The organism is Haloferax elongans ATCC BAA-1513, from assembly GCF_000336755.1.
In the GTDB taxonomy this organism is placed as follows: Archaea; Halobacteriota; Halobacteria; order Halobacteriales; family Haloferacaceae; genus Haloferax; species Haloferax elongans.
The window spans coordinates 72,297-93,357 of record NZ_AOLK01000023.1 but is presented as its reverse complement, the minus strand read 5'-3'; the positions used below and the strand labels follow the sequence as shown (position 1 = coordinate 93,357).

The window sequence follows — 21,061 nt, the reverse complement described above, 5'->3', positions numbered from 1 at the left end:
GGAATTATCGAAGTGATCAACGCATTTCGAGGTACACTCCTTAATGAGCTTTCGATCAGGTGGTTGACCTAACCGCGCAAACCTACTTGAACGAGAACAGTCCGATAGCTAATCTGATCGACAAGGAACTCAGCGTCCCAGAAGTCGTGTTTCTCTAATTGAGTTGATGCAGAAGCAGAGCCGTTACTAACTATCGTCAGTTGGCCTGCAACGAGGATGTACCAAAGAACGTTATTGAGCGACGTAGCCGAGAAGCTTTATGCTGTTCCTCTCAAAATACAAAGTATTAGCAGTGTCCCAAGTTGAGCCAATCGACCGTGAGGTTGTTCGATTTTCGAGTGATAGCCAGTTGTTGTCTGAACTCGGAGAGCGGCTGATAGCCTCGCGTAAAGTGGCGCTTGCCGAACTCATTAAGAATGCGTATGATGCAGATGCAACAAAGTGCAATATTTGGCTAGCTGATAGTGGTAAAACCCTTGTCGTGAAAGACGATGGTCATGGGATGACTGAACAAGAATTCCGTGATCACTGGATGACGATCGCGACATCTAACAGAAGTAAAAAGCCCACCAGTCGGAAGTACAATCGCGAGGTCACGGGCTCCAAAGGCGTTGGTCGATTCGCAGTTCGTAACTTAGGGTTGGAACTAAAGTTAGAATCGGTCGCATACGATCCTAACGCTGGCGAACATCGTCGGTTAGTAGCAAACTTCGATTGGCGTGAGTTTGAAAGTGGTTCCGGGCTCAGTGAGATGGAAATTGAATACCGTCTATTTGACGATGTTGACGAATCTGATGAAGGAACTCGTCTCCAGATATCTGCGTTACGAGATGATTGGTCGCAATCGGGCCTTGAGGAAGTTTCAAATGGTGTCTTGGATATCGTGTCAGCACCTTATGAGCCAGAGCCATCAAATGTAGCTTCTGAATCTGGAGAAGACCCTGGCTTTTCAGTGTATTTCGCTCCACCTGGTAAGGGGGATGTCACTGAGAGTCCAGCCAAAGAGATTTATGATCGATGGACTGCTGTTGCCGAAATCAATCTTGATGGGAATACCCTCACTTACCGGTACAAGCATCAAGCTGAGTCATTTGAAGGGGCCTCTGAGTATACCTATGAGCTGGATGAGAACAATGTTGGTGAACTAGACGGCGAAATTCGCTATTTCGACCAGTCGTCAGGCCAATTTAGAGGGATGAAAACAATAGACGGTCGTCAAGTTCGAACATGGCTTCGAGAGAACGGAGGTGTGCGAGTGATGGATAAAGGGTTCCGCATGCCTCCGTATGGTGACCAAGGGAATGACTGGCTGAACCTTTCTGAATCCCATGCTCGACGTGAACGAAATTGGCGTTCTCCAATTACAGAAGTGTTGTTCCCAAGCGGAGAATTGAATATTGATATTGTTAGTGCCCAGCTGAGTCTACCGCGGAAGAACCAACTCTTGGGATCTGTGGAAGTATCCAGTTACCGACCTGGAGAAGGGGCTGAAGAGGACGAAATAGATCGGCTAGTACCAGCAATGGATCGACAAGGATTCATCAAAAATGCTGCCTTCTATCAGCTCCAAGCTATCGTGCGCGGTGCACTCGAAGGAGTAGGAATTATCCATAAACAGGCTGAGCGAAAGGAAAGAATCGAGAAAGCGAATCGGAGTCGATCGAAGCTTGACAAAGTAGCTAAGTCGACGTTGGATATAATCCAGTCCTCGTCAAGTGTTGATCCTTCAGAGAAAGAAGAGCTAGTTGGAGAAGTCGAAGATCTGAAAGAGCAAGCAGAGGAGTCAGTAGAAGCTGAGCGTGAGGCGCGAAAAGCCATCGAGTCGATGAACTTACTCGGAGCAGTATCCGCGTTTATGAGCCATGAGTCATCAATGATTTTGGACAACGCTCAGGAACTGGTTCGGCACTGGAAATCGATACCAACTGAAGAACGAGATGAGAAGACGCAGGAGGTGGTTGAGAAGACGGAATCTACAATAGAGGACTATAAACAGCATTTGGGGTATGCTGAGAACTTCATGAAGGGTCTGTCAGAGGGGGATGAGACTGAGGAACTCAATCCGAAGATGCAAGTCAAACACGTCGTGAATCGGTTTGAGTCTTACACTAAGCGGCGTTCAATTACGGTTGAAAACACAATTGATTTTTCGTTAGAGGGGCCGACGATGAATGTCGCTGTATATTCTGGAGTAGTGACAAACCTTTTCACTAATGCAATTAAGGCTGTTTCTGAAGATGCTGCCCCGGAAGAGGGGAACAAGATCAGGTTCGAGGCCGAGAACACACCTGATTATCATAAACTCCGAGTTATCGACAATGGAAGCGGAATTAGCGAGGACGAGAAGGATAAAATGTTTGATCCGCTATACTCGACGACAAATGTAGAAGGCCCAGGCAGTATTGGTGCTGGACTTGGTTTGTATATTGTGAAGAATGTTGTGGGGACACAGGGTGGCGAAATTGAACTGGTAGAACCACCAGAGCCATATGAAACGGCGTTCGAAGTACGGTATCCTAGATGACACTCAACACGCAACGAGTCGTTTTATTCGAGGATAGACCAGAGCGTTCTGAGAAGTTTCAGGAGGCTTGGGAAGAAGAGACAGTCGGAGAAGACTTGAATATCGAAGGTTTTGACCCAGGCCCTGAGTTCGAGACATTTGATGTGATAGAGCCATTAAGGGAAGAATTAGGTGATACAGAATCTCCACTTTTAGTTATATTAGATGAAGATCTGACCGAGGATACTGATCACGGTGTTCGACAACAGGATGTCCGTGAGGTATGTGATGAAAAGAATATTCCATTATGTATCTATCACCGAGAACGGACTTCAGAGGACGAAACGAAACGACGTATCGAAGAATATGAAGAAGATGTTGTCAAACTTGACCCAAGTCGTGATTACGAGCGGTTAGCGGCAGATGCAGCTAATATTGCGCGGGCATTTCGAGAAATTCGGACAAAGTACCTCTCGTTAAAGGGGGCTGAACAGCAACATCCAATTGCTGAAATCTTGTGTGCGGACGAAGCAGTCAGGTCGCAGATGGATCAATACAAATGGGGGAATCCGAGAACAATAGTTGGACAGATTGACGGGATGTCTGAAGCTGAGAAAGACCGTCAATTCACCACGTTGCTCGGATATTGGATCTATAATGAACTCTTGGAGTTCCCAGGTGGCTTATTGAATCCGGTCGCCACAGCTGCTTATCTCAACGTGGATTACGAAGCATTTGAGGATGACAAGCAGTATCAGGAGCCATTTAGCGACGCATTGTATGAGGGCCCATTTTCAGAGATGGGTCAATGGTGGTGGAAGCCACAAATAGATCAAATTCGGGCGAACCACATGACTGCTGAGGATAGTGGAATTCCAGATGGGCCAGAATTATTTAAGCGTCTTGACTGCGACCCAATTAATACCTCTAAATGTCACGATGAGGAGATGGGTGGTGATCATGAGGCAAGGTATTATGGAGTGATGATTCAAAAACCGGTATGTAAGGAACATTCAAAAGATGGTGGTGGTTGGTTGCCCATGGGGGCTACTCGATCGCGGATAAGTGTGGCCAAGCATGCGGAGTATAACCCGTGGATGCAGTAGGTGACAATGGCTGACAGAGACTTAGAGTTCAAGCAGCTAGGTGGAGATCACCAGGGAGAGGTATTCTCTAAATTCAATAGCTTTTGTAACCAACTGAAGAATGTTTTGAACGTCTCTGTGAGTAACGACCCTGACCTTTTGATAGATATTAACAAGAGTGAGGAAGGATTAGAAGTAGAGAGCCCACCAGGGGCGATGTTCCAATTTACAGGAATCCCATATCCTTCAGATGATGGATTAGAAGTTCAGAAATTGCATATTGGGGCAGTATTTGAACAAACTATCGTTGGACGAGAAACTGATGACGGAATCGTTTATCAGACTTCCAAGTCCACAATGAGGGTTGTCTATTTGAAAGTGTTAGACGGTCGCAACCCGAGTACAGGATTATTCCCTGCCGAAATAAAGAATGGATATCATTTTGATTTTGAGTTCCCACCCGACGATGGACATCCGATATTCCATGTGCAGTACGACCCAGAATCAATCGAGTTAGACGTTCTGGAACAACAATATGCCATTCAAAATGAGGAGATAGTTGATATAGAGGTTCTAGATTCCCCCAGGATACCGAGTGCGCCAGTGGATGTTGGAGGCCTCACATATATGTTAACAAAAGAGCTTCCAGAGGAGGTTGAGTGGCCTGGTAAATTGGCGGGTGAATTGGAGAAGCTACCAAAGTATCCAGATGAATGCTACGAACCTGAACCTCAAAGCAATCAGTGTATGTTGCCTGAATGGTGGTATGTTCATGCAAGTGAGAATAGTAATCTCTCCCGAAAAACGGTAGCCACACGGACTACGAATAGCTTCTCAAACAGCATCTAAATGACGTGCTGGTTGAAGCCCGGTTAGCTGAATTGTTCGACTAATTGTGTAAGGCTGCTCAGGCGGAGGACAAAGACGAGACCACAGTGAGGGGTTGGATCGATGAGTACCTGGGTCAGATTCTGAACAGCCATAAAGAAGAAGTGTCACGTGTGCAGCCGTCTGTGGAAAGGATTCAATAGGCGACGTGTCGATTTCCGATGAAAGTGTCTCTCCGTGACTATCAGTGGGACGGGTACTATCCCGGCAGTACCGACCATCTACGAGAGTTCTTCATCCCTGCCCTCCAACGCAGCACCGCCTACGATCGCATTACAGGCGATTTCTCATCCTCAGTGCTTTCTATATTCTCGGAGGGTTTGAAGCAGTTCATCGACAACGACGGGAAGATTCGGCTAATCACCGGGATAGAACTATTTCCGTCCGACATTGAGGCGATTGAACGCGGTAAGACAGACGACGTGTTGGTCGACAAGATCGACTGGGAGGAGGTAGAGAACGGTAGCTCCGAAGAAGTATTGGAGGCGTTGGCGTGGTTGATTGCCAACGATATCTTGGACATCAAGGTCGGTGCAATCGTCGATGAGAACCAACGGCCACGAAGTAGCGACTATGGTCAGTGGCACCAGAAAGTCGCGATATTCTCGGATGACAACACAAGCATCTCAGTTGTGGGGTCGCCAAATGAGTCGTTCAAGGCCCTTCAGAGAAACCGAGAGTCTCTCGACCTGAACAGAAGCTGGGTTACCCACCCGACGGAGGACTGGGATGAAGCCGCCAAGGTCGAAAGTCACCAGAGCGAGTTCGGGTCATTGTGGGACGATCGTGCTGTTGGCGCCCGAATCTTCGAATTTCCTGAAGCCGTTGAATCGAATATTTTGGAGTACAAGCCCAGATACGAACCCGATTGGGATGAGATTACAAGTGCAGCCCAGAAACAGGACGAAGGCCCAACACCACGTCCGTACCAACAAGATGCTATTGACCTGTTCCTCGAAAATGGCTGCCGAATTCTCCTAGAGCACGCAACTGGCACCGGGAAGACCTGGACGTCCCTGTTTTCTGCTTCAGAGGTCGCCACGGATGACTCTGTTATCGTCATTCTCGCTCCAACTACTGATTTAGTCAAACAATGGGCTTCATCCGATAACGTCGGGCAGTTCTTCCCTAATTCGGTTGTGATTGAGTGCACTGGAGACGAGGACTGGTCGAAGAATCTCTACGATATGCTACTCTCCGACCGGGATGCGCCGTTGGTCGTTGTCTCAACCATGTATCCGGATACGATGGAAAAAATATTCGAGATGGTCGGCTCTCGAACACACCCGTCGGAGCAGATTCTCATCGCCGACGAGGTGCACAATGTGGGTTCAGAACGCAGGAGAGCAGTGCTCGATCAGTTTCAACCGACCGGCGGTCGGATCGGGTTGAGTGCAACACCAGAGCGCGGTGACGACGGCGACGAATTCATCGAGCGATATTTCGGTGATGTCGTCGACACCATCACGCTTGAGGATGCCATTGAACACTATGGTGTACTCAGCGAGTACGAGTACCATGTCCACGTTGTGACGCTAAACCCAGTTGAGCGTGAGGAGTACAACGAATTGTCGAAGGATATTGCTCAGAAATACCTGCGATACCGGAGCTCCGAGAACGACCCCATTACAGAGGTGGCTGATCGAAACCCACCGCTGCGCGGTGCAATCATGGAGCGAGCTCGTGTGCTGAAAGAGTGCCAAGCGAAAGACGTGGTGACCGCTGATGTTATCGAAGGGTTGGGAGACAAGACGTTGGTGTTCTGCAACACTCGAGACCATGCTCGTAGGGTAAAATCCGTCATCGACGAATCCTCGGCACGCAACATTGGGCTGTTCTTTGGGTCTCTCTCGTCCGATGAGCGGGATGGTTTCATGTCCGACTTCGAAGACGGGTTCCTCGACACGCTTGTCTCCATCGACGTTCTCAACGAGGGAATCGACGTTCCAGAATGCGACTCGGCAGTGTTGGTCGCAAACTCAATGTCGGAACGAGAGGCCGTTCAGCGACGGGGACGAGTGCTACGGAAAGCTGAGGAGGAGACCCGTGCGCAAATACACGACTTCATCACACTACCTGTCGCCCAGGCAGAGATTGAATTCCAACACGCGGACTTGAGCACTGCCGAAGTTAACCTGATCAATAAGGAATTACTTCGGGTTGAGCGAATGAACGAGGCCGCATGGAACCGAGAGCAAAATGACCTAGATATTATAAGACTCCGCAATCAGGTTGCTGTATACGAATGACTCTCGATAGGGACTTACGAGAAATAGTCCAAGAGGAAATTGACGACGCCCACGAGCGCGAGTTGGTTACGAAGATCCTAGAGTGGGAAAACCCACGTGTACACCACGGCACACGCCAAAATAAAAAGCGCCACATGGACAACTTCATTAACGAATATCTTAACGACCGAGACTAACACGAATGAAATTTGAGCGCGTTAAAGTGCGGAATTTCCGCCCATATCGAGACCTAGAAGTCGATTTTACCCTCTCAGACGGTCAAATCCATATCATCGAAGGCCCCCAAGGCGCTGGGAAAACCAGCTTCCACAAAGCAATTCAATGGGGACTATACGGAGACTCCGAGTACGACAACTTCCGCCAAAATTGGAATGCAACTGCACGAGAGGAAGACGAACGCGAGTTGTTTGTCGAAATAAAGTTCACCGAAGACAACATCGATCATCTCCTGCGGCGCGAAATCTCCACATTCAATCCCGACCTCGAGCGTGCCTATGAAGACCTCAAGCTAGTCATAGACGGTGAAAACAGATACGAGGGGGAACGAGCACAAGATGAGATCAATGAACTTCTACCGGAGCAGCTGAAGGATTTCTTCTTCCTCGACGGCGAGCGCATTCGCAAGCTCATCGATGACGAAACGGGTCGAAAGGTCAAGGAGGATATCGAGACTATCCTCAAGCACCAAGCCATCATCCACGCCAAGGAAGACTTGGAGTACGTCATCGACAACAAGTACGACCCAGAACTGGAGCGAGCACGCGAGGAGAAGAGTGAGCGTGAGGAGCTCAACCAGGAATACAAGAAGATTCGCGACGAGATCACCGAGTTGGAAAAAGAGCGGGATGAGCTCCGTGACGAGCGTGGAAACAAGAAGAGAACTCTCGAGGAAACGCGTGAGGAGCTCGAAAAATATGACGACGAACTCGCCCAACAACTCCAGTCTCGAGAAGATAACATCGCGCAACAGAAGGCCAATAAAGCGAGCGAACTCGACGAGCTCCGCGATGCATGGACTCAACTTCCATATGCCATCCTCGAAGACACGATCGACGACATCGTCGACGACTTGCAGGAACGTGCCGATGACCTGACCGAACTCCGGTCATCAGTACACAAGCAAGAGATTGTCCAAGAGCTTCAGCAGGAGGCACTGGATGGGCGTTGTCCCATTTGTGGTGAGGAACACGTCGATGCTGTTCCCGAGGTACATGCGAATGGCGGTGAAGACGTTGAATCGGAAGATTCGCTCACTGATCAAATCCATTCGCTACGTCAGCGAATCAACACCCTGAATAGCGCTACCTCTCCGAAACGCATCCCAGGTGGAGTGATGGGCGAAATTCAACGCCTCCGAAACGAGATCCGGAAAGAGGAGAGTAAACGCCAGGAGTTGATGGAGGAATTTGGCGGTCGCCCTACCGATGCCGAAGGGCAAAAACAACGGTACAAGGAGAACATCAATCGATTAGAATCGCGCCTCAGTGACATTCAAGACGGGCTCGACGATAAGGCGGAAAAAATCCAAGAACTACAAAGTGAGCGTAGTCGTATCCAGCGGGAGAAACAGAAAAAGTCGGGGCAGAAAACCATCGACGACACCATCGAAAAAATCGAAGCCGCAGAACGAGCCATTGACCACTTAGATGGCATTCGCGAGGCCCACATCGAACAGAAACGCGAGGCTATCAAGCTGAAGATGGATGAAGTCTTCAATCAGGTCAGTCAGTCCGAGTTCATCAAAGGACGTTACAAAGGGATCGACTTCGCTGGTGATGCCGAGGATGACGACTCGTTCGTTCTTGAGCTAGTGAAAAACAACGGCTCGAAGAAGGCGATGAACGACCACCCGCCGTCGGCAGGCGAGACCCAACTGACTGCGTTGTCGTTCATCTTCGGGCTAAACGAGTATGCAAAGTACTCCACGACGATTGTCTTCGACACCGTAGCTGGCCGGCTAGACCTTGACAACAGTCGTGCGCAGGGGCAGTTCTTTACGACGCTTGAGGAACCAATTGTGTTGTTGGTGACCGACGCCGAACTCCAACAACTCGAGGAATCGATTAAGAATCATATTGGGGTGCATTACGTTATCAAACCCGACAAGAACATGGATTCGACAATGGAGTTGGTCGACCAATGAGTTTCGACGATATCGAAGGCGGAGCCACCATCCACGCTGACAGCGAAAAGCTCACTAAAATCAAGAAGCACGTCAACGAAGAATTCCGAAACGAAGACGAGAATGACCTCGCTGTCAGTCGTATTATTGACCTCGCAGTTGCTGTTGGTTTAGAGGTGGATAACAGAAGTGAACACAGCTTGGATGGGGCCGACCGAACGAGTATCGGGTCTCTCGATCCTCAGGGTGTGTTGAAAACGCTCATCGAAATTAAGCACCCCGAGAAGTCCGGCGAGGAACTCGTAACGCTCTTGAGGGAGTATTATGCTGGTGGTGTCGATATCATCGCCAACGACATAGACAACAACGATTACTTCGATTACGAGAGGCTCCTCTAATTCTTTTGCTGGTTCTTTCAGTCAATATAAATATATGAATTGGATTAACGTGGGTGACGAAGTTCGAGTTGATATCCCTAACAAGGATGACGTCGATCATGAACGCCTCCATGGACATCACGGGACAGTGATTGGAGTACTAGAAGATGATGCCGGTCTTGAGACAGGTGATGTTCGAGATTCAGTGCTATACCATGTTGAGTTGGAGGGCAGTAGGGAGGTTGTTGATTTGCGATGGCGGGATTTACGTCCGCTGTAGTTCGGTAGGAGAGGCAGTGATGAAGCAGAGTGTGTCTAGTTAATTCGATACGCGAGTGTGAGTTTTGTCTGTGATGTTTCACTGTGATGTGTTGGAGTCACACGTGAGTGTGACCTGTGGTTGTGATACATGAGTGCGATGTGTGACTTTTTTGTGTGACTCTTCTCTTCGGAAAATATATGGTGTTGGTTGTATAGCCATCTGATATGCGATTAGCCATCAGACGACCGCAAAACGACGAAGAATGGGACGGCTGGCAGGACATCCCCGATTCAGATATCCTTGGCCGCATCGAGTATCGACTCTACGACGATCTCGCGTCAGCCGTCGAAATAGAAGTGTACGTATGGGAGGATGGCGATCCACCAGAACCTGTGCGAGACGCCCTGAATTCGGGAGTATTAGAGCTACGCCCTTAGCTCTCTCAGGCAACACGCATCCGCTTTCCTCAATAGAAATGTAACCTCGTCATCCTAGACAACCATTTACACGCACGGTGTATCGAACATCGACGCATCAAATTGGTTCTTCAATATATCGTACAAATCCATATACGATAATACATCAGTCACCGGTGTATGCGGGACATCTGTCCACTGTACATCCTCCGGCGTATATTCGGCATCTCGCAACCGCCTGTTAGTATTGTGTAGAATCCCCTCACCAGTCAAAAGTGGGAGATCCTGCGGCACCGGGTCAATATCATACCAGTCACGCTTCAACACAACGTTCAGCATCCGGTTCACCAACTGGCGCGTCGGTGCCACCCATAACTTTCTCGGAGAATCAACCTGCCCCAACTTCGCCATGTCCGCCAGCACCTCGTTCTCTCTGTTGAGTCCTGTTTCGACCTCGGCGACAGCAAACACCTTCATTCCCTGGTTGTCCGGGGTTTCCTTCAACGCCACAACGTCAACGGTATGTTCATCTACTAATCTCTCTACGAAGTATTCGACGCGTACTGAGTCGCCGGTCTGTTGCTCAACTGCACGCCGCAAATATTCAGCTACGAGACGACATCCAAGCGAGTGGGTCACTGACTCCCCTAAGTCCCCAATGTCGGGCCCTTGCACACTCTTGTTGACACAATCCAGTGCCTCCCTCGTTATGCAATAGTACGGTTTGCGAATCAGCCGCTTTCGCTGTATTCCATCGATGCTAGGATAATACAGTAATCCGGCCTCGATTAGCTTCTCGATGTCCGCGTTGAAGTAGTCTCTTAGAGCTCCATGGCCTTGCATGAGCGTTTGTGTCCATCCGTGAGAAACCTCACCTGTGTCCGGGTCGGTTTTGCTGACAGGGGAGAACGCGTTGATCTGATTGCGCAGATCCGCTAAATAGAGCAAAAACTGGAAATCATAGTCGTCTAAGGCGAACAGCTGTTTGTATGCACGTTTTAGCTGTCTTCTCGCCCGTTTGTGTTGCCCTGCCTGGATAGTCTGGACAACAGACGCTCGCCGAAACTCGGTTGGGCATTGTGGATGGTTGAATAGCTTCTCGTGGCTCGCCAACTGGACGTTTTGTTTAGGGAAACCCGACATCTTACCAACAATTTGTGCTGTGTAAATAAAGGTTGAGCGGAAGACTTCCAAGTGACTCGAACAATATGGCCCAGTCCGGTGTTACACGCTTTTTCAACGAGTCTTACAGACAATTTCCCGTCACAAAAATACCTATCTGTAACCCCTCATTCTTACACGGAATCTCTCCGGAGATTTTCGCTGCGAGCACGCCTCAAACCCCAAAATGACCATCTTACAACAACTGAAGATATACACCCACCATGCAAAATAAAAGCTCACACAAATATAAAACTAAATAGACAACCACCCGTGGTGGGTCGTTGTTTATGCGTACCCGATCTATCGGGTAGATTCTTGTTTGGAGCCGCTAGTCTGGTAGCTTGCCGTGCAAGTGGGGGTCGGCAGACGGATGATTCTTGGTAGATTGCGAACGGTTGCTATCAGATTAGTAGAATAATTCGCTCTTCAGGTGACGACGTGTGGTGAGCTTCAACGACGTTGGAAGTGCTCATAAACTCGTTCTGTCGTCGATATACTACGGTGGCGAAGTCTGTTCCGCAAGTCTACAAGCCGGGTATCTGGGTCACCCAACATATAGTTTGACAGCGAGTGCCTGAGTGCCTGTGGATGGAGTTCCGATGGGTCAGCTGACTCCCCATCGCTCCGGTGCACCGTGGTGTCTGCATGAACTGCAAGGTCTTCGACGATGTTCCGCATCGATTCCGTTGTCATCTGGTCGCTTTGGCGCGAGGGAAAGACGTAGTCGCTGCCTCGTTCTCGATGCCACTCAGAGTTGAAGTAGCTCTTCAAGAGCCGCACCGTCCCGAAGTGGTTGTAAGGGTCTAGCCGCATCGTGACGCTGCCGGGGCTGATGTCCTCGTTCGGGTAATCTTTCTGGACATGCCCCGGAATCTGTACCTCTTCGGCGTTCAGCCGGAACATCGACTCTTTGAGCCCGCGCAATTCTGCGGCGCGAAGTCCGAGGTCAATGGCCAGAACGATGAGAACTTCGTCGCGAATTCGGCGACCGAGACTGTCGTACCTGAGGTCTCTGTCGTGGGCAGCGTCGCGGAGCGGATCTACTTCGTCGAGGTGAATGTACCGGTGTACTGTTGCTTTTTTGCTCATATATTCTGTTGTTTCTGGAACAACTTAACTAGCCGGGTCAGTTTTGGAATCTGCAAAGTTGGGTGTTTGACTCCGGGGTTTGACTCGAAATAACGTCGAAAAGGCGCTTCAGTTTTGGATTCTGTTAGAAGAAACCCAAACTGAGAATGTCGGCTTTTCCTCGATACATGCGATAATCGCCACACAGACGCGTCTAACCCGACCAATACCGCGCCACGCCCACTCTTCGAACAGGTAAGACCGGCGAGCGCGACAAACAGACAGAGTAATGCGACACACTTACTCATCGCGTGGTTTCCGGTCTGGGGTCAGATCGGCGTTCTTGAGCTCCACTTCTTTGTTGTAGCCTCCGTAGCGTTCAGAGTCAGAGAAGTCTCGATGCACACTTGAGGTCACGCCATCGGGGCTGACGAGCGACTCGAACACCACACCATCCGGAACCAGTCGCGCTTGACCGTCGTCTATAGTAACCAGACCAAGTTCGACCAGCAACTCTATTGTGCGGACAGGAATCGAGTCAGCCGGTACAGCTTCGTGACTCAGCTGCTGAATGAGATTCACATGCTGATGCGTCATATGATCGATTTGATTGACTCGCAATCACAGGATATCAGGGTCACCGCCGTCGATGTCGTCGCCAGTCATACCTACGGGTAGAGAATCAACGAACAAGATTTCCAAGGGGAACAATAGAATTCCAGCCGTTGTCGCGCTAGCCGGCTAGCCCGCCCCGCTCACGATAGAGTCAACACACCTCGCTTCGCTACTGTGAGGAACCGTATTCGAAATGAAGGGGCAGTCGTCGAAATGAAGACTCCACAATCGAAATGAAATCGACACACGCACCTCAGTTCATTACTGGCGAGGACACAGGTCACAACCACACGTCATAGTGTCCTGCCACACGCACATGTGACTCTCACACACCACAGTCAGTTGTGACCTGCACAGCTCACACTCTCACATCACAGTTCCAACTCGCAGTGCCACGTCATTATCTCGACTCACACTTCAAGATCACATCCGCACACCACTGCTCAGCATCGTGCGCGACATCGCCCTTGACCGCCACCATTGCTCGGCTAGAACTACTGGTAAATGGCACCTTGAAAAGAGGATTCGTATCTTTTTCGTATAGTTCCGTGCGGATTCCTAAGCTGGAAGTTTGGGTAAAGCGGCTCAGTTGTCGTGACGAGTAAGGCAGTAAGGGAGTCCGACGACTTCCACTGCTTCCACGTCAGGAGCCTTAACGACGGCCTGACCCTTGGCGAATTTCGGGATGTCTTTTCGGAAACCGCGCGGAACTGACGGCACATCCTCAACGACTTCGTTGCGGAGTTGTAGGAAGACGTTGGTGTTGACTTGCTTGAGAATGTCCCCGTCGATGTCGCCGGGATTTTGCGTAATCATTAACAGGCCTAGCTTGTCCTTCCGACCTTGCTTGACGGCCTCCCGGGCCTTCCCCACAATGTAGGCCTCACGGATGTTCGATGGACTTGAGAAGTAGTTGTGGGCCTCGTCAACCGCCACAAGCATTGGCGTGCTCTTGACTGCGGGGTCAACACCAAAGTCGTCAATCTTGTTCTCGATTATGTACGAGAGAATCGACAGCACGACGAGATACTCTTTCTCCCCTCTGAGATGGCTCGTAGGGATGACCGTAACCTGCCCCTCGCGGAAGATCTGGTCGGAGATTTCGGGGAAGGGGTTCGTACCCGTGTCGAAGACATCGAAATACTCGCGTTGCTTTGTGCGCCGGCACATTGCGTCCCACGTTCCGTCGCCGATACTGTTCCACTGGCGGAGCTGGCTGTCCTCGTGTTCATGCTCGTCGAGGAACTGGACGAAGTCCTCGTACGTCGGCTTGGGAATGGTGCGTGTAGACCAGTCGTCGTTGTCCTCGTCGAAGCAACTGAAGTACGCGTCAAGACAGCTAGTGATGGCCCCACGAGTGACGTCCGACATCTGGTCGAACGGCATCAGGAGTTGTGGCTCGTGCTTCGCAATGGAGAACGGGATAGTAAGCTGTTGACTCTCTTCGGTCGAGGGGCTTCGAGTGTGGTCGACATCCGGAACGAACACCTCCAAGTCGTCGACACCGTCGAATTCGATGTCTTGGTTGCGCAGCCGTTGACGCAGATCGTCGGTCAGCGCCGGGTTGTTGCCGCGCATCTCCCAGTACTCGTTCTCCGGATCGAAGATGACGACATTGAGCCTGCTGCGCTCCACTTCGCTGTCCGAGCCAACATCCACGGGATACCGCTTGCCGCTGACGAACTGCCTCAGGAGGTTTTTTGTGAAATGGGTCTTGCCGGTGCCAGTCGACCCTGCAATGAGCGCATGCCGGAATACCGCCGGTTCACCGTCCTCAATCTCGCCGGTGTCGGGTTCAATGCCGGGGTTCTGAATGTAGTAGGGGAACGGGTCACCGTCGATTTCCATCCGGTCGCCACCGACCGAGAGGTAACCAGCGAAGATACCCTCCTGTGGGATGTTGAGCCCAGTACGGAGGTGCTCGTCGTCGCGAGAGAGGTTAACCGGAGTGTTCGGTTTGGGTATACGGTTCACGATGCCTCGCTCCAACTCACCAGCCCGATCACGGAGGATTGCTATCGGGTCGAGTTCTGCCACGAGGACGTACTCGGACTCGTCGAGGGTGCGTGCCTTGCTGATAATGTTGTGCGTGTCCGACTTGTCGTCCAGTTCGGTATACGGCTCGTATCGCAGGCCGTCGATGACCGAGAACAAATTATCGTCACCGCCAGGGTACGGAATCTCCACATAGTCGCCCACCCGTACGTCATCGCGCCGGCTAGTGGTCACGAAGGTGTTGACGTTGTACTCGTCGCGAGCAACGCGAATTTCTTCGCTCGCGAGCACGTGCCCAACTTCTCCATCTGTGGGTTCTGATCCGTCGTTGGGCACAGGAGATTCAGGAATGGAGGTATCCTCCCGCAGCGTGGAGTCTTCCTCTCCGCCGCTGTCGTCCGAGTCAATCGGTTGGTCGGGTTGCTGTTCGTCGGCTATGGGGTCGTTGTTGAGGAGTTCGTCTACGTCGTCTGTCATAGGTCTGTGTCATCGGTGAGGTTACGCCAGCGACCATCCCAATTGTGGTCGTACGCGGCCTCAGTGCGCTTGATCATGTCGCGGATTTTCTCTCGGTTCTCTTGGCTGATGCGGGCGAGTCGGTCAGCTCGGTGGATGGCACGCGGTACACCACGCCGCTGCGCGATGGCCTTCAGTGCCTTCAGCTGAATCTGCCGGCGCATCTCTTCTTCCCGCACCATCAGGTAGGGTGTTTCAATCCGGAGCAAATCGCCAGTCTTTGGGAGCCGGACAAAGCAAAACGCTCGCCGGTAGTCATCTGGGCTACCGTGCTGCAAGTCATCCGACAGTGGTTCCAGAAGTCGGTAGACCTCGCCGGAAATCTTCTGCCCTTCACTAACGAACCACGACGTGTAGGTGAGGTAGTCTAGATTCTCGAATCGAAGCACTTCGGAAAGGAACTGATGGTCTCGAATCCACGGCACCTCTGGCTGTTGCCCGTCCTCAGTGATGTCGTGCTGATCAAGCTTCTCGTTGAGTGAGGAGACCACCTGTGACATCGTCGATGTCTTGACAATGCCAATTACGGGTTGGTTGCGCTCGTACTGTTGGTCGATAATCTCGACGTAGTTGCGGACGATATCGGCTGGGAGTCCCCACGATCCGGCTGGAGACCTTCCGCCTGCGTAGTCGAGTAGCACCCAGTAAATGATTCCCAGTGGCAGGACAGACCCGTCAAGGAACAATGCCCCGTCGATGCTGTCAAGCGAGTTGACCGCTTGCTGCCCCTCGCTTAGGCGCTGGGCTACTGCCCCCACCGACTTAGAGATGTTGCGTAGCTCTTCGGTTGACTCAGGGAAACGTACCAACTCGCCCATGACGTAATCCCCCTCGATGGTCTTCCGGTGGAGAGTCGTATCAGTGTCGTCGAGGAATGCTACGCCGACAATCTGTCCTACTTGTTCAACTGTACGGTCAGCCGATTCGCCAACTGCGGCAGTCTTGGCGTGGGCAGCATCGATGACCATCCCGTTGTTGTACTCCATCGGACGGGTCGTGCTGGCGTCGACTCCGTAGCTCTGGCCACTCCACGGATCTTCAGCCCACGTTCCAAGCTCATCGATGCGCGTCCGCTGGTAGGTCGGGTCGCCTATCGGCTTCACCACGCCCCCATCGAGCCCGAGAAATTCGAACATTCGGCGCGCGTGTTCGGCCTGCGACTCTAATTCACGGGGAACTGCTGCATCTATCTCGGCGAACAGTTCCCGAACAGTGCCAACAGCTTCGGAATCCATCTTCAGTCGTCCCCCGCAGAGCGCATCGTGACACGGCTAGTGTTCGTCGCCTCGTCGATTTCGACGTGACAAGCGTGGTCGGCTCCGTCAATCAGCGTCTCGTCGTGCGAGACGACAATAACTTGTGGGACATCCCATTCTCGGATTCGGTCGAGCATTTCCTCGAGCTGGCCGACGTGACCCTCGTCGAGGAAGGTAGTCGGTTCGTCGAGGATGAACGGGGGAAGTCGACCACGGTCGCCTCCCTCCAGTTCAGCGATGAGCTTGTAAATGCCCGCCCGGAGCGCGAGGTTGACGATGGCCCGCTCCCCGCCACTAGCATTGCTCGGGTCTTCGGTAGTGCCGTCGTCGCACAGAAGCTTGATATCGTAGTCGTAGCTATCGCTGCGCTCGTCATAGGTTTCGGAGATGACCACTCGCTGGTAGCTATTGTTCAGGTAGATGTCCTGGAAGATGTCGTTTGTGTACTCGTTGATGTACGCGAGGTACTTTTCACGGAGTTCGGACTTGACATTTTCATAGACATCAAGCGTTGTGTCGAGTTCGCCGTAAACAGCGTCGGCCCACTCCGCCCGCTGCTCAAACTCCTCGATACGTTCTTTCAGGTCACACAAGTTCGACAACTCGTTCTGGAGCGTGGCCCGCTCCTCTCTGAGCTTGCTGGCCTCTGCCTGTAGCTCGTCTCGCGTCTCCTTTCGCTTCTCGACCTTGTCTTCCACCTGTTCAAGCTTGGTTTCGAGTTCCTCGAGACCGGTGCCGCCCAGTTGCTCCTCGAGGTCGTCACGATCCTCACGTAGGTCAGTGAGTTGTTCGTTGAACGTCTGGATCATCTCGCGATGGGCCTCGATACTCTGTTGCTCATCAGAAATATCAGACTGTTTCTCGTCAATCTGATCGTAGAGTTCAACGATTTTCTCCAGCGTCTCTCTTCGCTCTTCGAGGGTGCCGACCTCCGAGTTAGCCTCGTTGAGCGCTTCATTGCAGCCTTCGACGGTACCCTCTTGGTTGTTGATCTCTGACTGGAGCGATTCAATCCTGTCGCGTGTTTCGGCGATCTCGTTCCCTTTCTCTTCCACTACCGTGCGGAACTGGTCGACTTCCTCCTCTATGTCCTCTACACGCTCATGGTGTACCACGACCGTCTCGAACTGCTCGACGACAGCCTCACCGCGTTTAATCGCTTCTTCCAATTCGTCACCGTCGGTTTCGAGCTGCTCAATCTCGTCCTTGAGGTCAGCGATATTGTCTTCGAGCTGCTCAATTTCGTTTTCGTGTGTTTCAACCTCTATCTCAAGGTCGTCAATGTCTGCTTGGAGCTCGTCTCTTTCGTCGCGGAGTCCGTCGAGTTCGTCTTCGGCAGTCTCGACCTTTTCGCTGTGGAATTTCACAACATCGAGGACGTCTTCTCGAAGGTCGCCGATAGCTGCCTTCTCCTGCTGGAGCGTCTTTCGTTCTCCACGTAGCTCGTCCAATTCCTCGCGGGTTTCTTCTAGTTTGGTCTCTATCTCGTCGATCTCAATCTCTATGTGGGTCTCGTCCACAGGCTGCCTGCATCGTGGGCACTTGCCCTCCTGGTCGAGTTCGCGCAGCTCTTCGCGTTCCTCGACCAAATTGCGCTTGCGCTCCTCGAGTGCTGATATCTTGTTTCCGACCTCATCGAGACCGTCGTTTAGCGCCTCGATCCGGTCGGGCAACTGGGTGTCAGCAGCGGCCTGTAGCTCGTCGGGAGTTAGCTCAATATCGTACTCGACAGCGCGTTCGACCAGCGATGAAAGCTGGTTCTCGAACTCTTCAGTGGCCTCATCAAGTCGGCGCTCAGCTGCGTCGATGTCGTCAGCGAGCAAGTCGTGTTCTTGTCGCTTCTCCTTGAGGGCGTTCCGTGCGTCGTCTACTTCCTCTCGCTCGTCCTCAAGGTCGCTCTCGCGTTCGGAGAGCGTGGTCTCGGACTGTGCTAGTTCGGTCTGAGTATCTCCGTGTCGGTCGTCGAGCGTGTCGATTCGCTCTTCCACATGGTCGATTGTCTTAGCGTCAATCTCGTCGCCTGAGTCGACATCAGGCACAAATTCCACCGCCATCTCGTCTCGCTTTCCGATGGCGTCTTTGTGGTCGTCCTTCGCTACAGTGAGGTCGTCCTCGCGAGCGTCAAGCTCTCTCTCGAATGCATCACGTCCGTCCCGAAGTTCTTCTAGTTCTTCTTGTGTCCCGTCCAACTCCGCTTCAAGTTCGTTGAGTGTCTCCGTCGCCTGCTCGAGGTCGTTCTCCCGGTTTGCCTTCTCGACCGAAACCGTTTGGAGTGCGTCTTGTGTGTCGTTGAGTACAGTCTTGGCCGTGTCAGCCGTGCCGACACCCATGTCGAGATTGGCGGCGAGTTCGTCGATGTCTTCTTCGAAGTCATCGATGACTGCACCAAGGTTGTCGATTGTAGACTCACATTCCTCGATTTGCTGTTGCCTCTCGGTTCGCTTCTGTTTTGTTTCCTTGATTTGGTGCTCCTTCTCGCGTTTCTGCTCGACGGCATCTTCGTAGTCGTCTATGTCACCTGCGAGGTTGGCACGCGTGTCTCGAAGGTCATCCAGGTAGTCTTCCACCTTGTTGACCTGCGAGTCGAGGCGGTCGATGTCTTTACTCAGTTTGGCGATTTCACCTTCGAAATCATCCTCGTCGCGTTCGAAATTCTCTCGGAGGTCTTCGCGGCGGCTCTCGGCGTTGTCACGGTTCCGATCCCTCACGCGTCTGGCCCCCCGACGGGCCATCTTCATCGTCTCGATGTAGTCGTCAATCTCGTTGAGCCCAAGGAGACCGTCAATCATCCCTGCCCGGTCGCTCGCGTCTATCAGGCGGTCGATTTCACCCTGTTTGACGTAGACTGAGTTGGCGAAGTCGTCCTCGTCCATTCCGATGATGCGCTCCACCTCGTCGTGAACGTCCTCGATTCCGGACACGGGTTCGGACAGTGTCGGGGAGGTGAGCGTCGCGCTGTTCTGTGTACCTGTTGTGTATATTTCCCACTCAACGGAATATTCCACTCTGTCGACCTCAAAAACGAGGTCAACGGTTCCTTTGGTCTCGCCCCGACGGACGAACTCCTCAAGTTTGAACGAGTTGTTGCCGACGCTCCGAATCTCCGAGAGAAAGAGGCCCCCAAACAGACCCATTAGGAGCGATGTCTTTCCCGCTCCATTGTCACCGTGAATGAGAATCGTGCCCTCGGGGAACTCAACTGTCTGGTCAGCGTAACTGCGGATGTTCTGAAGGCAGACTTTTTGAACCCTCATTCTTGGCCCTCCGCTCCTGTTGCTGGCTGTCCGTCGAACGCCTCGTCCTGTGCCTCTATGAGAAGTTCTTCCACCTCGTTGTCGAATCCAGACCGTGCGACATCTCCGGTGCGAACGCGTTCCTCAATCTCCAGCGAGATTTCGCTGAGGTTCTGTTCGCCTAGTTTTTCTTGAATAAGACGGTCGGCACTCTCGATGCCGCCGCTCGGCCTCCCGGAAAGGTCGATGTTTGGCCCACCGCGCTGGTCGTCAACCCGACATACTGCGGCGCCACGGTTGATAACGGCCTTGCGCACGTCGCGGGAGGTGACTGACGTCGCTTCCCCGTTAAGTGCTACTGAGACAACCTTGTCTTCCACGTTGTGGCGGTCAATCACATCATCGGCGTACGAGTGGTCGTCGCCCTCAGCAAACGTGATTCCGATGGTGATGAAGTCTCGTGTGTCCAATTCCCACTCCCGCCGGGTCAACTCACCATCGTCGATCTCAAGGAGGCTCACTGTCCTGGGCTCTATCTCATCCTTTGCGCATCGCTCCGTAGACCCGGCGTACCAGACCTTCGTCCCGGTTTCGACTGTACCGACGGTCTCGTGGTAGTCTCCGAGTGCAAGAGCGTCAAGATCGACGTTGACCTGTTCGAGAACGTCGCTGAGGGGGTGGTCGGCAAATATGTCCGGCACCGGCGGATCGAGGAGCTGATGCATGCATAGGATCGTGAACGTGTCCTCTGGTGGTGCTTCGAGCTGGAAGTCCTCCGCGTGCCACGCTGGCTTTGTTACGGCGTCAATGCCGTATAGAGTAACCTCATCTGTGACCTGCGTGGGGTGTCTCGTTAGGCGTTCGGCTGCCCCTGTCTTCTCGATTAGGTCGAGGTACTGGTCGTCCATCTTCCGTTCGTGGTTGCCAACGATGCCGTAGAACGGAATTCCAGCCAGTTCGAGGCGCTGGAGGGTGTCAATGCATCGGTTTAGGTCGGGAAGGCTCGGGTCGCGCGAGTCGAATAGATCGCCTGTGTGTACGACAGCGTCGACATCTTGCTCAACGGCATACTCAATGGCTTTTTCGAATGAATCAGCGAAGTCATTCCGGCGGAGATCGCTCCCATACTGCCGGTTCCCGAGGTGAGTATCGCTGATGTGGAGAAGACGAGTTGGCATTCAGATTGAATGTGACAATTGCTATCCTGATAAGTTTCGGTATACCAACCTGAAAGTGAAACCGTAGCTTCCCCGGTCTTCCTCCAAATTTGGCAAGTTCGTGCTAGCCGACCAGTCTGCGGTCGCCCGCGGGA

Annotated in this window: 12 protein-coding genes; 6 read left to right on the top strand and 6 right to left on the bottom strand. The window is 52.1% G+C overall.

The window, feature by feature from the left end:
- Positions 1-259 precede the first annotated feature (259 nt).
- From C453_RS19675 to C453_RS17035, 6 genes are all read left to right on the top strand, one after another.
- The gene (locus C453_RS19675; RefSeq protein WP_083881629.1) at positions 260-2,524 is read left to right on the top strand and encodes an ATP-binding protein; all 2,265 of its coding nucleotides are present in this window, start codon (positions 260-262) and stop codon (positions 2,522-2,524) included.
- On the top strand, positions 2,521-3,609 hold the full coding sequence (locus C453_RS17060; RefSeq protein WP_008326450.1) for a hypothetical protein: 1,089 nt from the start codon (positions 2,521-2,523) through the stop codon (positions 3,607-3,609). Before C453_RS19675 ends, C453_RS17060 begins: the two co-directional genes overlap by 4 nt.
- A gap of 6 nt (positions 3,610-3,615) precedes the next feature.
- Positions 3,616-4,437, top strand: a complete 822-nt coding sequence (locus tag C453_RS17055; RefSeq protein WP_008326449.1) for a hypothetical protein — start codon at positions 3,616-3,618, stop codon at positions 4,435-4,437.
- 200 nt (positions 4,438-4,637) lie between these two features.
- Positions 4,638-6,725 (top strand): DEAD/DEAH box helicase family protein, encoded by a 2,088-nt coding sequence (locus C453_RS17050; protein ID WP_008326448.1) that lies wholly within the window; start codon positions 4,638-4,640, stop codon positions 6,723-6,725.
- 181 nt (positions 6,726-6,906) lie between these two features.
- Positions 6,907-8,868 carry an AAA family ATPase gene (locus tag C453_RS17040; RefSeq protein WP_008326447.1) on the top strand — a complete coding sequence of 654 codons (1,962 nt, stop codon included), beginning with the start codon at positions 6,907-6,909 and terminating at the stop codon, positions 8,866-8,868.
- Complete coding sequence (locus C453_RS17035; protein ID WP_008326446.1) at positions 8,865-9,245, top strand: hypothetical protein; 381 nt, start codon at positions 8,865-8,867, stop codon at positions 9,243-9,245. The genes C453_RS17040 and C453_RS17035 overlap by 4 nt, the downstream gene beginning before the upstream one ends.
- A gap of 744 nt (positions 9,246-9,989) precedes the next feature.
- Here C453_RS17035 and C453_RS17025 read toward each other — a convergent pair.
- The 6 genes from C453_RS17025 to C453_RS16995 all read right to left on the bottom strand — a co-directional run bounded on the left by C453_RS17025 (position 9,990) and on the right by C453_RS16995 (position 20,927).
- Entirely contained in the window at positions 9,990-11,045 is a 1,056-nt protein-coding gene (locus C453_RS17025; RefSeq protein ID WP_008326445.1) for a hypothetical protein, read from the bottom strand.
- Positions 11,046-11,516: 471 nt separating this feature from the next.
- Positions 11,517-12,155, bottom strand: a complete 639-nt coding sequence (locus C453_RS17020) for a tyrosine-type recombinase/integrase (RefSeq protein WP_008326444.1) — start codon at positions 12,153-12,155, stop codon at positions 11,517-11,519.
- A 1,179-nt stretch (positions 12,156-13,334) separates the two neighbouring features.
- Positions 13,335-15,221 carry an ATP-binding protein gene (locus tag C453_RS17010; protein WP_008326442.1) on the bottom strand — a complete coding sequence of 629 codons (1,887 nt, stop codon included), beginning with the start codon at positions 15,219-15,221 and terminating at the stop codon, positions 13,335-13,337.
- Positions 15,218-16,495 carry a DNA double-strand break repair nuclease NurA gene (locus C453_RS17005; protein ID WP_008326441.1) on the bottom strand — a complete coding sequence of 426 codons (1,278 nt, stop codon included), beginning with the start codon at positions 16,493-16,495 and terminating at the stop codon, positions 15,218-15,220. Before C453_RS17005 ends, C453_RS17010 begins: the two co-directional genes overlap by 4 nt.
- A gap of 2 nt (positions 16,496-16,497) precedes the next feature.
- Positions 16,498-19,770, bottom strand: a complete 3,273-nt coding sequence (locus C453_RS17000; protein ID WP_083881627.1) for an AAA family ATPase — start codon at positions 19,768-19,770, stop codon at positions 16,498-16,500.
- Positions 19,767-20,927, bottom strand: coding sequence for a metallophosphoesterase family protein (locus tag C453_RS16995; protein WP_008326438.1), 1,161 nt, complete (start codon positions 20,925-20,927; stop codon positions 19,767-19,769). The genes C453_RS17000 and C453_RS16995 overlap by 4 nt, the downstream gene beginning before the upstream one ends.
- Between the last annotated feature and the right edge of the window lie 134 nt (positions 20,928-21,061).